Below are 14,081 nucleotides of genomic sequence, written 5' to 3' on the forward strand. Positions count from 1 at the left end.
CGTAAGCCCGGGGTAAGCCCGACGTAAGCTCGCGGTGTGCCGTTGCTGGAGTGGATAGCGATCGTGGCCGCCGCCGCTTACGGTGCCGCGGCCGGCTCTCTGCTGCCACGCGCCACCTACCGGCTCTCCGTGGAGCCCGGGGAGCCGTGGCGGCGCAGTTGCCCGCAGGGACATCCGCTGGGCGGGGGAGTGCGCGGCGTATTGGGCCCCGCCACGTGCGACGCGTGCGCCGGGAGCCAGGAGCCTCAGGAGGCGTACGGACGTGGGCGGCGCGCTCTCGCCGTATGGGGCGCACTCAGCTGCGCCGGGCTGACGGCGGCCGTCGGACTGCGCCCGGAACTGGCGGTGTGGCTGCTGGTCGTGCCCGTCGCCCTGCTGCTCGCGACGGTCGACCTCGCGGTGATGCGGCTGCCGGACATGCTGACCCTGCCGCTCGCGGTCGGCACCGCCGCCCTGCTGGGGCTGGCGGCCCTGCTGCCGGACGCGGGCGGCAGTTGGCGCCGGGCGCTGTGGGGCGGTCTGGTGCTGGCCGGGGCGTTCTTCGTGCTGTTCGTGATCAGCCCACGGGCGGTGGCCTTCGGTGACGTCAAGCTCGCGCTGTCGGTCGGGGTAGCCCTTGGGTGGTACGGGTGGGGGGTGCTGTTCACCGGAGCCTTTCTCGGCTTTCTGTCGGCAGCCGGCTATGGCTTCGCGCTGATGGCGACCGGGCGGGCCCGCCGCAACAGCGCCATGGCCTTCGGCCCTTTCATGGTGCTCGGAGCGATGGCGGGGGTCGCCCTCGGCGGGCTGGCCGTCTGACGGCGGCGGGCGAGGCGGCGGATCCGCTTGCGCGACACGGTCGTTGGTGTGCGGAACATCGTGCCCGAGGGGCTATGGTGGGAACCCCCCCTCGGGCCGGTCCGTATCCCCCCACGGACCGGCCCGCTTTATGTTGCTCAGGCGTCGCTGCTGGCCGACCAGATGTTGGTGCCCGGCTCGGACACCGCCAGCTCGTCGATCTCGCGCAGCTCGTCCTCGGTGAGCCGCCCTGCGCGCAGGGCGGCCACATTGGCCTCCAGCTGCCGCACGGAGCTGGCCCCGATCAGCGCGGAGGTCATCCGGGGATCGCGCAGCACCCAGCTCAGCGCCAGCTGTGCGAGGGACTGTCCGCGCCGCTCGGCGATGGCGTTCAGCCCCCGCAGCCGCCGTACGACCTCCTCCGTCAGCAGCCCCGGGTCCAGGGACTTGCCCTGGCTGGCCCGGGAGCCCTCGGGGACGCCGTCGAGGTACTTGTCGGTGAGCAGTCCCTGGGCGAGCGGCGCGAAGGCGATGCAGCCCATGCCCTCGTCCTCCAGCGCGTCGAGCAGTCCGTCCTCCTCGGTCCAGCGGTTGATCATCGAGTAGGAGGGCTGGTGGATGAGCGCGGGCACCCCCATCTCGCGCAGCAGCCGGGCGGCCTCGCGGGTGCGCGCCGCGCTGTAGGAGGAGATGCCGGCGTAGAGCGCCTTGCCCTGGTGGACGGCGGTGGCGAGCGCGCCCATGGTCTCTTCGAGCGGGGTTTCGGGGTCGAAGCGGTGGGAGTAGAAGATGTCGACGTGGTCGAGGCCCATCCGGCTGAGCGAGGCGTCGAGCGAGGAGAGCAGGTACTTGCGCGAGCCCCACTCCCCGTACGGACCGGGGTGCATCAGGTAGCCCGCTTTGGTCGAAATGACCAGCTCGTCGCGGTAAGGCCGGAAATCCTGGGCGAAGACCCGGCCGAAGTTCAGCTCCGCCGAGCCGGGCGGCGGGCCGTAGTTGTTGGCCAGGTCGAAGTGGGTCACCCCCAGGTCGAAGGCGCGGCGCAGGATCGCGCGCTGGGTGTCCAGCGCGCGGTCGTCACCGAAGTTGTGCCACAGACCGAGGGAGATCGCGGGCAGCTTCAGCCCGGAGCGGCCGGTGCGGCGGTACTCCATGGCGTCGTAGCGGCCGGGGTCCGCGCGGTGCAGCGTGTCGGACGGGACGGCCGTGGGGTCAGGGACAGGGGGTGCGGTGCGGTGTGTGCCGTGCGTCATATGCCATTTCCTATCACCGCGTCCTCACCGGCCCCTGTCGCCCCCATGGGGGTCCCCTCGCACCCGTGACCGGCTCGGTTCGTACGCTCGGGCGAACGGCAGTAAGGTGCTGGGAATCCCGACTCGGCACGGAGAGGCTGGCCGTTCCCATGAAGTTGCGCGACCTGGTGTACAAGCTCTATGCGCGCCGGGTGGAGGACCGTCTCGACCACGCCCAGGTGCCCAAGCACATCGGCGTCATCCTGGACGGCAACCGGCGCTGGGCGCGGGCCGCCGGCGGGACGACCGAGCAGGGACACAAGGCCGGCGCCTCCAAGATCCAGGAACTGCTCGGCTGGTGCGACGAGACGGATGTCGAGGTCGTCACCCTCTGGCTGCTCTCGACGGACAACCTGAACCGCCCCGACAGCGAACTGCTCCCGCTGGTCGGAATCATCGAGGACACGGTGCGTGATCTGGCGGCCGACGGGCGCTGGCGGGTGCACCACGTGGGGCAGCTCGACCTGCTGCCCGCCAGCACGCAGAAGGTGCTCAAGGAGGCCGAGCAGCAGGCGGGCGAGGTCGACGGAATACTGGTGAACGTCGCCGTCGGCTACGGCGGCCGGCAGGAGATCACCGACGCCGTCCGCTCGCTGCTGATGGACCGCGCCTCGCGCGGGATAAGCCTCGACGAGTGCGCGGACCGCCTCACCGTCGAGGACATCTCCGAGCACCTCTACACCCGCGGCCAGCCCGATCCCGACCTCATCATCCGCACCAGCGGTGAGACCCGGCTGTCCGGCTTCATGCTCTGGCAGAGCGCACACTCCGAGTACTACTTCTGCGAAGTGCTCTGGCCCGGCTTCCGCAAGGTCGACTTCCTGCGCGCCCTGCGCGACTACGCCGCGCGGCACCGCCGCTACGGCGGCTGACGCCGCCCCACGCCGCCCCCCGCTTGGCGCAGCACTCTGCACTGTGCTTGGGCAGTCTGCTCCCCCAGCCTCCGGCCGGGAGGTGCCCCCAGGGCGCAGGGTGGGCAAGCGCAGCCACCGGGCCGCAGACGGCAACGAAACGGCCCGCACCCCCGGACGGCGGCCGCCCCACGTCGGGGCTGACGCATCGTCGCCGGGTGCGGACCGGTGCGCTGCGCTTGCCAGCCCTGCGCCTTCGCGCAGACCTCCCAAGCACAGCGAGGTGCAGCGAAGGGTCGCAAGAAAAAGGGCCCCGCGAATGGTTGGGCGGCGGGGCGGAGCGCAGCGGCATTGCATGGCTCGCCACTCGCGGGGGAATATCCCTCACGACCGTGCCCCTTCCACGGGTCGCGGTCGCCGGGAGGCCCTTTGGACACCACGGATGCCTCCGGGCCGCGCGGAGCACTGACGCGCGCGGGCCGGTTGCAGGACGCGGAGGGCCGGAGTCCGGCCCGTGTGGTGCGGGTCTTCTCCGGTCTCGTCCCCCGCGACGCCGTCGCTCCCCGACCTCATCCGAGGGGGTTCGTCCCACCGTGGTGATCAGCAAGAAGCGCAGTGAGTCCGACCGACGCACGTACGTCATCGACACGAGCGTGCTGCTGGCGGATCCGGCCGCCATGGACCGGTTCGACGAGCACGAGATCGTGCTCCCCGTGGTCGTCGTCACCGAGTTGGAGGCCAAGCGCAACCACCCAGAGCTGGGCTATTTCGCCCGGCAGGCCCTCCGTCGGCTCGACGAGTACCGCATCCGCCACGGGCGGCTCGACGCGCCACTCCCGATCAACGACACGGGCGGCACGCTCCGGGTCGAGCTCAACCACTCGGATCCGGCCGTGCTGCCGGCTGCCTTCTTGAACAGGCACGGCCAGTTGGGTGACAACGACTCCCGCATCCTCGCCGTCGCCCGGAACCTCCAGGCGGAGGGATATGACGTCACGGTGGTCTCCAAGGACCTTCCGCTGCGTATCAAGGCGTCGTCCGTCGGGCTGCTGGCCGAGGAGTACCGCGCGGAGCTGGCCATCACCGACTCCGGCTGGACGGGGATGGCGGAACTCACCCTTCCGGGTGAGGACATCGACGAGCTGTTCACGGCGGAGAGCGTGGCCATGCCGTACGACGCTCCCGAACTGCCCGTGCACACCGGGCTGGTGCTCCAGTCGGAGAAGGGCAAGGCACTCGGCCGGGTGACTCCGGACGGGCGGATCAGGCTGGTGCGCGGCGACCGTGAGGCGTTCGGCATCAAGGGCCGAAGCGCGGAGCAGCGCATCGCCCTCGATCTGCTGCTCGACCCCGAGGTCGGCATCATGTCGATGGGCGGCCGTGCGGGCACCGGGAAGAGCGCCCTGGCGCTGGGCGCCGGGCTGGAAGCGGTGCTGGAGCGCAGGCAGCACAGCAAGGTGATGGTCTTCCGTCCGCTCTACGCGGTCGGGGGTCAGGATCTGGGCTATCTGCCGGGCACCGAGGCGGAGAAGATGAGCCCGTGGGCGCAGGCCGTCTTCGACACGCTCTCCGCCGTCACCAGCCGGGAGGTCATCGAAGAGGTCGTGGCCCGGGGCATGCTGGAGGTGCTGCCGCTCACCCATATCCGGGGCCGTTCGCTGCACGACGCGTTCGTCATCGTCGACGAGGCGCAGTCGCTGGAGCGGAACGTGCTGCTGACCGTCCTGTCCCGGATCGGCACCGACTCGCGGGTGGTGCTCACCCACGATGTGGCGCAGCGGGACAATCTCCGGGTGGGCCGGTACGACGGAGTCGTGGCCGTGGTCGAGCGGTTGAAGGGGCATCCGCTCTTCTCGCACATCACTCTGACGCGTTCGGAGCGTTCTCCGATTGCCGCGTTGGTGACCGAAATGCTGGAGGAAGGCCGCGTTTGACCGGCACGGCCTCCGCGTGACGTTCAACAAAGCCGCATAGCAAGCTCCGTCGAAACCGGGCCCCGTGCGCAAAGGGCACAGCACCTTAGCCGCACGGGGCCCGGCCGCGCGCCTCTTTCCGGGATTCCTGTGCCCCAAACGCCGTGTGAGCTTTCCCACTCAACGCAGAATTGCTTCGGCGCGTCCGGTTCCGGCAGGGTGTGGTTCCTGTCAGGCCCCGCATACGGCACACCCGCACCACCAACGGTGCGACACCGCAAAGCAGTACAGAACTGAACAGCAGTAGCGCCGTATGCCGCCCGAAGCACCACGCGGGCTCTCCTGTCGGGGAGACCCACCGGGCCAGTACCTCCCGTGGCCAGTACGAGGGAGGTCAGTGTCAGGGGCACGATTGCGTCCGCGAGGTCACCCCAGCGGGCATGTTGGAAGGAAACCGTGTGACTGCTCGGATTTCGGTCCGGGGATTCGCCGTGGCGTCCGCCACCGCGGTCACCACCGTCGGCGCCGTCGTCGGTGTTGCCGCAGGCGCCGACCAGGGCCAGGCGTCCGGTGACGCCGAGGCCACCGCCGCCCAGGCGACGCTCCTAGAGGACATACCAGCCGGGTCGCAGGCCGCGGCGCAGACCGCCTCCCTCACGCAGCAGGCCGACGCCGCATCGTCGGCCGCCGAAGCCGAGGCGAGGAAGTCCGCCGAAGAGGCCGCCCGTAAGCAGGCCGCCGAGGACGCGGCAGCCAAGAAGGCGAAGGCCGAGAAGGAGGCCGCTGCCAAGGCGGCCGCCGAGAAGGCCAAGGAGCGTGACAAGCTCAAGACGGCCGCGAGCCGGTCCAGCGAGCGTACGGACTTCGCCCAGAAGTCGTCGTACACGACCGCCGAGGTCCAGTCGATGGCCAAGCAGATCGTCGGTGGCGGCCAGTACCAGTGCTTCTCCGAGATCGTCTCGCGGGAGTCGGGCTGGAACTACAAGGCGACCAACGCCTCCTCGGGTGCCTACGGCCTCGTCCAGGCGCTGCCCGGATCCAAGATGGCCTCGGCGGGTGCCGACTGGCGGACGAACCCGGCCACCCAGATAAAGTGGGGCCTCAACTACATGAACGACCGTTACGGAAGCCCCTGCGGTGCATGGGACTTCTGGCAGGCCAACCACTGGTACTGAGCCGCACCGGTCCGCAGCGGCCGACCGGAGGCTGACGAGTCCGGACGGGATGCCCCCTCGTGGCGATCTGTGAGGATCGGCCCAGGGGGCATCTCGTATGTCCGGGCACGGCCGCGCGGCGTGCCCGGCTTCCCGCCAGGAGCGCGTCGGCCGAGGTTTCCGGTTCGGAAAGCAACCATCGGCGCGGGTAACGTCGTCCCTCACACGGCGAAGCCACTGGCCCGGGGGCGGAGGAACCGGAATGACGAGCAGCATGGACAGGCTCAGGGCGGCCGTGGGCCGCTGGGCCGCGAAGGCCGCCGAGCGGCGTGCCGAAGCGGAGCGGAGCTCTGCTGCCGCGCGCAGGGCCGACGGCATCGATCCCAAGCTCTCCAACACCGAGGCGGGCCGGGCACAGGCCGAGGCGGAGGCGGGCGGAGCCGCCGGCGGCAGCGGCTATGTACCACCGCCCCCGCAGTACGCGCCCGCCATAGCGGCCAAGCCGGAGCCGTCGGCCGCCGTCCCGTGGGGGGTGCGGGTCGCCGCCGAGGCCGGCTGGCGACTGCTGGTGCTCGCCGGGGTCATCTGGGTGCTGATGAAGGTCGTCAGCACGATAAGCCTGGTGATCATCGCCTTCTCCGCCGGTCTGCTGATCACGGCACTGCTCCAGCCCACCGTCGCCCGGTTGCGGCGGATCGGACTGGGGCGCGGACTGGCCACCGCCATCACCTTCATCGGCGGCTTCGTCATCATGGGCCTGGTCGGCTGGTTCGTGGTCTGGCAGGTGATGGAGAACCTGGACACCCTCACCGACAAGGTGCAGGACGGTATCCAGGAGCTGAAGAACTGGGCGCTGAACGGCCCGTTCCATGTCTCCGAGGACCAGATCAACGAGATCGCGCAGAACCTCAGCGACTGGATCGGCGACAACAGCAAGGAACTGACCACCGCCGGTATCGAGGGCGTCACCGTCATCCTGGAGTTCTTCTCCGGCGCGCTGCTGGCGATGTTCGTCACGCTCTTCCTCCTCTACGACGGCCGCCGCATCTGGGAGTGGACGCTCAAGTTCGTCCCCGCCGCCGCCCGGGACGGGGTCGCCGGTGCCGGTCCGCGCGCCTGGGCGACGCTCACCGGCTATGTGCGCGGGACGGTCATAGTCGCGTTGATCGACGCGGTCTTCATCGGGGTGGGGCTGTACTTCCTCAACGTCCCGATGGCGGTGCCGCTCGCCGTCTTCATCTTCCTCTTCGCCTTCGTCCCGATCATCGGTGCCGTGGTCTCCGGGGCGCTCGCCGTCGTGGTCGCACTGGTGACCGACGGCATCGTCACGGCGCTGCTCGCGCTGGCCGTGGTGCTGGCCGTCCAGCAGATCGAGAGCCACATCCTGCAGCCGTTCATCCTCGGCCGCCTGGTGCGCGTCCACCCGCTCGCCGTGGTCCTCGGTGTGACCGGCGGCAGCCTCATCGCCGGCATTCCCGGCGCCGTGGTGGCCGTGCCGCTGGTCGCCGTCACCAACACCGTCGTCGGCTATCTGCGGGGCTACGCCCAGGAACAGACCCTCAGCAGACTGCGGGAGGCCACCCCGCAGCCGAACGCCCCGACCGAGGGAGCCGCACCGGAGCAGGAGCCCGGGGCCGAGGCCCCAGGTGACGCGGGGCCGCCGCAGCGGTGAGCAGCCCGCATCCGCAGGGCGCGTCGCAGGGTGCTCAGTAGGGCGCTTCGCGCTGGTCCATGAACCGCCGCAGCTCCTCGGTGTCCTGCCGCGTCCACCCCTCGGCGGGCGCCACGGCGGCCCAGCCCTCGACCGAGCCGTTGCCGTAGCGGTGTCCGTGCGGGGCTCCGACGCCGTAGGAGACGGCCATGTCCACCGTCGTCTGCCAGAAGGTGACCAACGGGAACCAGTTGACCTCGTCGGTGATGTCCGGGCCCAGCGGCTTCCGCAGCCAGCGGGGCGGTTCGAGGGCGAGGTCGGGCGACCACCACACGATCGCGTCCGAGGCGTTCTGCAGATAGACGACGCGCGGCTGCTTCCACGCGGAATCCGGGCCGGGCCGGGCGAGGTCCTTGCGGGGCCACTGCGCGAACCGGAAGTGGCGCCCCTTGCGGTACTCGGGCCGCCAGACCGGGCTGCCCCGGTCGCGGTGCGCGGTCAGTTGCCGACGGATGGGGGAGAAGTTGGGCGTTCCGGCCAGCAGCGCGCCGTCCACCTTGGCCAGCATGTCGTCGGGGCCGTCGAAGGAGGCCTCGATCCCGTAGGCGCCGAGGGACTCGCCGAAGACGACGAGCTTCGGCCGTTCGTCGGCCGGTATCCGCAGCCAGCGGGCACGTACCGCCTCGACCAGTGCCCGGGTGGCGCGGCCGGCCTGCTCCTTGTCGACCAGGAAGGAGGCCCAGCTGGGCAGATAGGAGTACTGCACGGCGACGATCGCGGTGTTTCCGCCGTGGATGTACTCCAGCGGCTCGGCGTCCGTGGAGTTGACCCAGCCGCGCCCCGTGGTGCCGGCGATGGCCAGCACGTCCCGGTCGAACGCGCCGGTACGCTCCAGTTCCCGTACCGCGAGCTTCGCGCGGGAGGTGAAGGTCGGTGCCGCCTCCTGGCCGATGTAGACCCGGATGGGCTGCACTGCCCGCTTGCCGGTGACGGTGCTGATCTGGTGCGGCGTGAGCGACGAGCCGGTGAAGTTCCGGCCCTCATAGCCCAGCTCGTCCCAGCGCACCAGGGAGGCGGAGCTGCCGGAGACCAGCGGCGAGGTGGGCCGGACGATGCCGTCCTTGGTGCTCTTGTCGGTGTTCTCGGCCAGTCGCGCGGCGACGTCGATGATGCCGCGGTCGAAGACGACGTCGCGGGTGCCGAAGACGACGACGGTGGCGCTGACCAGCAGTCCCACCACGATGGCCACCGGGCGCGGCACGAAGCGGCCCAGCAGCCGGATCAGCACCCGGGTGCCGAGTCGTACGGCGCGGCCGACCGCTACCAGCGCGAAGCAGATCGCCATGGCGATCAGGGCGATCATCATGGAGTGCCAGGTCAGGGTCTCCGGCATCTCCTGGAGGCGGCGCAGTTCCCGTTGCGCGTCGGCGCTCCAGGACAGGGCCGCGATGGTGAGGCCGGTGCTGAGCAGGTAGTACGCCAGCCAGGCACGCGCCCGCCAGTGCGGGCCGGGCCGACCCGGCAGCCGACGCAGCACCCGGCTCCGGTACCGGCGGTACAGCGTTCCGAGGCAGAGCCGTGCAGGCCACTCCACCAGCGCCCCGATGGCGTATCCGATGGCGGCCGTTATCCCGCCGATCACCCCTTGCAGGAGCCAGGGCCGGGGCACGAGCGACGGCGTCAGCGAGAGCCAGAAGAACAGTGTCGCGCAGCACATCGCCGTCAGGCCGGGCCAGCGCCGGACGACGTACGCGGAGCTGGGCGCCTCCCAGTACGGCTGTGCGAGAAGGGTGAGCGCGCGCCGCCGTATCCGGCGCACCGGTGGCGTGTTGCCCAGCGAGCGCAGGCGACCCGCGGGGCGGGTACGCCGCGGTGGCCCGGCGAGGCGGGGCACCCGGGGCGGGCGGGGGCGTGCGCCGCGCCGGGGCCGTGCGCCGGAACGGGGCGGCTCCAACCGGCCGGTCGGCTCGGTCTCTTCGGGCGGCTCTGCGCGAGGGGGCGGTGCGAGCCGGTCGTCCGCTGCCTGTCCCATCGCCCACTTTCCCGCTCGATGTCTGTCCAAGGTGCCGGGACCGTCCGGCTATGACGGTCCCGTTGGCTGACGCAACCAGAAGCGAAGGGGTTGCTCTTGTGCGGTCCCGAGAGGGCCTGGGGAGCCGGCGACCCCGACCGGGGTACTGGCCAGGGGTCGGTCCTTCGTATTAAAGTGCTATCACTTTGATAATGCGGGAACGAACGAACCGGGGGATCGCGATGAGCCTTGACCAGCCGACTGACGCACCTGAGATGCCCACACCCGAAGTGCGGGAGACGACAGCGCACAGCATCCCGGGCGGACTCGCCCTGCTGCTGGGGCTGATCGGTTTCCTGCTCGGCGTCGGCGCCGTCGTCGCGGGAGGCGGCTCGGCGTCGGACGGGGGTGGAGCGGGCGGCGGAGTGCTGATCACTCTCGGCGTGGTGCTGGTGATCGGCTCCGTCTTCGCCACAGCGGGGCTGAACATGGTGGCGCCCGGCGAGGCGCGCGTCGTCCAACTGTTCGGCCGCTACACCGGCACCATCCGCGCCGACGGACTGCGCTGGGTCAATCCGCTGACGAGCCGCACCAAGATCTCCACCCGGGTCCGCAACCACGAGACGGCGGTCCTCAAGGTCAACGACGCCTACGGCAACCCGATCGAGCTCGCCGCGGTGGTGGTCTGGCAGGTGCGGGACACCGCGCAGGCCACCTTCTCGGTGGACGACTACGCGGAGTTCGTCTCCACGCAGACGGAGGCCGCCGTCCGCCATATCGCCATCGAGTACCCCTACGACGCACACGACGAGGCCGGCCTCTCACTGCGCGGCAACGCCGAGGAGATCACCGAGAAGCTGGCCGCGGAGCTGACGGCCCGGGTGCGGGCGGCCGGGGTGTCCGTCGTCGAGTCCCGCTTCACCCACCTCGCCTACGCGCCGGAGATCGCCTCCGCCATGCTCCAGCGGCAGCAGGCGGGCGCGGTCGTCGCGGCCCGCAAGCAGATCGTGGAGGGCGCCTGCGGGATGGTCGAGGACGCGCTGGCCCGGATCACCGCACAGGACTTCGTGGAGCTGGACGAGGAGCGCCGGGCCAGCATGGTCAGCAACCTGCTGGTGGTGCTGTGCGGCGACCGCTCCCCGCAGCCCGTACTGAACACGGGGTCGCTCTACCAGTGACGGTCGACGGCGACGGCGAGGGCGAGGACACCGCCCCGGACCCCGAGCGGGCGGCATCGCAGAAGCCGACGGGGGACCGGGCGGGGGAGCCTGCGCGAAGCCGGTCGGGCAAGGACGGAAAGGGCGGCTCCCGGCAGCGCAAGCAGGTGCTGCTGCGGCTCGATCCCGCGATGTACGACGCCCTCGCCCGTTGGGCGGCCGACGAACTGCGCTCCACCAACGCGCAGATCGACTATCTGCTGCGCCGGGCCCTCAAAGAGGCCGGCCGGCTGCCCAAGGAGGCCCGCCCCCATCCCCGCAGGGGCCGTCCGCCGCGCGAGGGCTGAGCGGGGGCGTGCTCCTACGGCAGTACGGTCCGTACGGGCAACGAGCGCATGGCGGCCCGCAGGGCGTCACCGAAGGCGCGGAACTCCTCCTCGCGCGCCGCGCCCTCCCGCATCGCCAGCGCGATCCGCCGAGAGGGAGCCGGGTCGGCGAAGTGCGCGGTACGCAGGACCTCGTTGCGCCCTGCCTCCACCCTTACGGCCGTCCGCGGCAGCAGGGTCACGCCCATGCCGCCGGCCACCAGTTGGACCAGCGTCGAGAGGCCGGCCGCACTGGTCGTCACACTGGCCGACTCGGTGCGTCCCGCCTCACGGCAGATGTCGAGCGCCTGGTCGCGCAGGCAGTGCCCCTCGTCGAGCAGCAGCAGATCCAGCTCGCGCAGCATGGAGCGCGGCAGGTCCGTGCGCCCGGCGGCCGGGTGGTCGTCCGGGGTGACCAGTACGAAGTCCTCGTCGAAGAGCGGCACCTCACGCACCCAGGAGGCCCCCAGGGGCACGGCGCACAGCAGCAGGTCGAGCCGTCCGTGGCCCAGCCCCTCCAGCAGTGAGGCGGTCTGTTCCTCGTGGACCTGCAGGTCCAGGTCCGGGTAGCGCTTGTGGACGAGGCCGAGCACGGTGGGCAGCAGATACGGCGCGACCGTCGGAATGACCCCCAGCCGCAGCACACCGGTGAACGGCGCCTGGGCCGCTTCGGCTTCCTCCATGAGCTCGCCCACGGCGTGCAGCACGGCCCGGGTGCGGGCGGCCATGCGTTCGCCGGCGGGGGAGAGCAGCACCTTTCGGGTGGTTCTCTCCAGCAACTGCACGCCCAGGGTCTCCTCCAGTGCGGCGACCGCGCCGGAGAGCGCTGGCTGGCTCATGCCGAGTGCCGCTGCGGCCTCCCGGAAGTGCAGATGCTCGGCGACGGCGGCGAAGGCGCGCAGCTGGGCGAGGCTGGGCTGGCGTCCGCGCGCCGGACGGGTCGGCTGCGCGAGGACAGTGGCGGCGGTCATTGATAGTGCTCTCCAATCAAACACGGCCACTGTAGCTATCACCCGAGCTCGCAGGCTCTCAGCGGGCCGTCCGGACCGGCGGCGCCCCTGGTCCCTCCTTGAGCAGCCTTTTGGCAGGTCAACTGCGGGTTCGAAGGGAGAGGCCGCGCTGCTTGCTGCCGCCTGACAGGTGAATCATCGCCATATATTGCGTAAATACTTCATCAAGTGCGAATAAGTGCATTGTCCTATAAAACAGGACGTATTCGACACGCAGGAGAAGGAGTCAGCAATGAAGAGATGCGCGCGTGCCGCAGCCGTCGTCGGTCTGACCGTCGCTCTCGGTGGTCTCTCGGCACCGGCTGCCATGGCCGACGTCACTCTCATCAACAAGGCCGGTCCGACCATCCACGAGAGCGGCCCCGGTGACCTGGGTTACACCAACGTGGAGGACTCCTACGGCGTGAAGACGTCGCAGCTGGACAAGTCCGTGCGGGCGGGCGACATCATCACGAAGATCCTCGGCAAGGTGGGTCAGGCCACCGTCACCAATGAGGTCGAGGGCGCCGAGCAGGACCAGGGCGAGAACGCCTGAGCGAACCGCCCCGCAGGTGGGCCCGGACCGGTTCTGCCGGTCCGGGCCCCCGGTCTGCTGTGAACTCCCGTGGCAGCGGCCGATAGTTTTGCCCGATCAATCAACTCGCTGTGGGCTATTTCCGTGATCAATGCCGCATGTGGTTAGGTGGTGGTGACCAACCTCCAGGAATGCATGCAATACGGGCATCCTGGCCGCAAGTGCAAGGAGTGTGTACGTGCTCACTGTCGGTGACAAGTTCCCTGAGTTCGAGCTGACCGCCTGTGTCTCTCTGGAGAAGGGCAAGGAGTTCGAGACGATCAACCACAAGACCTACGAGGGCAAGTGGAAGGTCGTTTTTGCTTGGCCCAAGGACTTCACCTTCGTCTGTCCGACGGAGATCTCCGCGTTCGGCAAGCTGAACGAGGAGTTCGCCGACCGCGACGCGCAGGTCCTCGGCTTCTCCGGTGACTCGGAATTCGTGCACCACGCCTGGCGCAAGGACCACCCGGACCTGACCGACCTGCCCTTCCCGATGATGGCCGACTCCAAGCACGAGCTGATGCGCGCGCTCGGCATCGAGGGCGAGGACGGCTTCGCGCAGCGCGCCGTCTTCATCGTGGACCAGAACAACGAGATCCAGTTCACGATGGTGACCGCCGGCTCCGTCGGCCGTAACCCCAAGGAGGTCCTGCGGGTCCTCGACGCGCTGCAGACCGACGAGCTGTGCCCCTGCAACTGGACGCAGGGCGAGGAGACCCTCGACCCGGTCAAGCTGCTGGCTGGTGAGTGAGCAACCATGGCGCTCGATGAACTGAAGTCGGCCCTTCCGGACTACGCGAAGGACCTCAAGCTCAACCTCGGCTCCGTCATAGGCAACTCCGAGCTGCCCAAGCAGCAGCTCTGGGGCACCGTTCTGGCCTGCGCCATCGCGTCCCGCTCCGGGATCGTGCTGCGCGCGCTGGAGCCGGAGGCCAAGGAGAACCTGAGCGACGAGGCGTACACGGCCGCCAAGTCGGCCGCCGCCGTCATGGCGATGAACAACGTCTTCTACCGCACCCGGCACCTGCTGTCGGACCCGGAGTACGGCACGCTGCGCGCCGGGCTGCGGATGAACGTCATCGGCAACCCCGGTGTCGAGAAGACGGACTTCGAGCTGTGGTCGCTCGCCGTCTCCGCCATCAACGGCTGCGGCCAGTGCCTCGACTCGCACGAGCAGGTACTGCGCAAGGCGGGCGTCGACCGCGAGACGATCCAGGAGGCGTTCAAGATCGCCGCCGTCGTCCAGGCGGTCGCCACCACCCTCGACGCCGAGGCGCAGCTCGCCTGACGCGAGCTGCGCCTCCCGCTGGCTGCGCCGTGCTGCGCTTGGGCAGTCTGTGCCAG

Annotated in this window: 13 protein-coding genes; 10 read left to right on the top strand and 3 right to left on the bottom strand. The window is 70.2% G+C overall.

Annotated elements, in window-relative coordinates; translation table 11 throughout:
• Positions 1-36: 36 nt before the first annotated feature.
• On the top strand, positions 37-798 hold the full coding sequence (locus tag JW613_RS29495) for a prepilin peptidase (RefSeq protein ID WP_209213938.1): 762 nt from the start codon (positions 37-39) through the stop codon (positions 796-798).
• A gap of 137 nt (positions 799-935) precedes the next feature.
• Here the strand turns inward: JW613_RS29495 and mgrA are convergent, their stop codons facing one another.
• Entirely contained in the window at positions 936-2,030 is a 1,095-nt protein-coding gene (mgrA, locus tag JW613_RS29500) for an L-glyceraldehyde 3-phosphate reductase (protein ID WP_209213939.1), read from the bottom strand.
• Positions 2,031-2,179: 149 nt separating this feature from the next.
• Between mgrA and JW613_RS29505 the strand changes: the two genes are divergently transcribed.
• From JW613_RS29505 to JW613_RS29520, 4 genes are all read left to right on the top strand, one after another.
• Positions 2,180-2,941 carry an isoprenyl transferase gene (locus tag JW613_RS29505; protein WP_099883706.1) on the top strand — a complete coding sequence of 254 codons (762 nt, stop codon included), beginning with the start codon at positions 2,180-2,182 and terminating at the stop codon, positions 2,939-2,941.
• A gap of 572 nt (positions 2,942-3,513) precedes the next feature.
• The gene (phoH2, locus tag JW613_RS29510; RefSeq protein WP_209213940.1) at positions 3,514-4,854 is read left to right on the top strand and encodes an RNA 5'-3' helicase PhoH2; all 1,341 of its coding nucleotides are present in this window, start codon (positions 3,514-3,516) and stop codon (positions 4,852-4,854) included.
• A gap of 419 nt (positions 4,855-5,273) precedes the next feature.
• Positions 5,274-6,008, top strand: coding sequence for an aggregation-promoting factor C-terminal-like domain-containing protein (locus JW613_RS29515; protein ID WP_209213941.1), 735 nt, complete (start codon positions 5,274-5,276; stop codon positions 6,006-6,008).
• A 241-nt stretch (positions 6,009-6,249) separates the two neighbouring features.
• Entirely contained in the window at positions 6,250-7,659 is a 1,410-nt protein-coding gene (locus JW613_RS29520; RefSeq protein ID WP_209213942.1) for an AI-2E family transporter, read from the top strand.
• Positions 7,660-7,693: 34 nt separating this feature from the next.
• Here the strand turns inward: JW613_RS29520 and JW613_RS29525 are convergent, their stop codons facing one another.
• Positions 7,694-9,670 (bottom strand): alpha/beta hydrolase, encoded by a 1,977-nt coding sequence (locus JW613_RS29525; protein WP_245226495.1) that lies wholly within the window; start codon positions 9,668-9,670, stop codon positions 7,694-7,696.
• 221 nt (positions 9,671-9,891) lie between these two features.
• Between JW613_RS29525 and JW613_RS29530 the strand changes: the two genes are divergently transcribed.
• Both JW613_RS29530 and JW613_RS36665 read left to right on the top strand, forming a co-directional pair.
• On the top strand, positions 9,892-10,827 hold the full coding sequence (locus JW613_RS29530; RefSeq protein ID WP_209213943.1) for an SPFH domain-containing protein: 936 nt from the start codon (positions 9,892-9,894) through the stop codon (positions 10,825-10,827).
• Positions 10,824-11,153, top strand: a complete 330-nt coding sequence (locus tag JW613_RS36665; protein WP_209213944.1) for a type II toxin-antitoxin system antitoxin — start codon at positions 10,824-10,826, stop codon at positions 11,151-11,153. Before JW613_RS29530 ends, JW613_RS36665 begins: the two co-directional genes overlap by 4 nt.
• A gap of 14 nt (positions 11,154-11,167) precedes the next feature.
• Here the strand turns inward: JW613_RS36665 and JW613_RS29540 are convergent, their stop codons facing one another.
• A complete protein-coding gene (locus JW613_RS29540; protein ID WP_209213945.1) occupies positions 11,168-12,142 on the bottom strand; it encodes a LysR substrate-binding domain-containing protein in 975 nt (324 codons plus the stop codon).
• Positions 12,143-12,413: 271 nt separating this feature from the next.
• Here JW613_RS29540 and JW613_RS29545 point away from each other — a divergent pair, with 271 nt between their 5' ends.
• The 3 genes from JW613_RS29545 (at position 12,414) to JW613_RS29555 (ending at position 14,025) form a co-directional block, all read left to right on the top strand.
• Positions 12,414-12,716, top strand: a complete 303-nt coding sequence (locus JW613_RS29545; protein WP_209213946.1) for a hypothetical protein — start codon at positions 12,414-12,416, stop codon at positions 12,714-12,716.
• 217 nt (positions 12,717-12,933) lie between these two features.
• Positions 12,934-13,488, top strand: coding sequence for a peroxiredoxin (locus JW613_RS29550; RefSeq protein WP_209213947.1), 555 nt, complete (start codon positions 12,934-12,936; stop codon positions 13,486-13,488).
• 6 nt (positions 13,489-13,494) lie between these two features.
• Complete coding sequence (locus tag JW613_RS29555; protein ID WP_209213948.1) at positions 13,495-14,025, top strand: alkyl hydroperoxide reductase; 531 nt, start codon at positions 13,495-13,497, stop codon at positions 14,023-14,025.
• The last annotated feature ends 56 nt before the right edge of the window (positions 14,026-14,081 follow it).

It is taken from the genome of Streptomyces smyrnaeus, assembly GCF_017676345.1.
Classification (GTDB): Bacteria; Actinomycetota; Actinomycetes; order Streptomycetales; family Streptomycetaceae; genus Streptomyces; species Streptomyces smyrnaeus.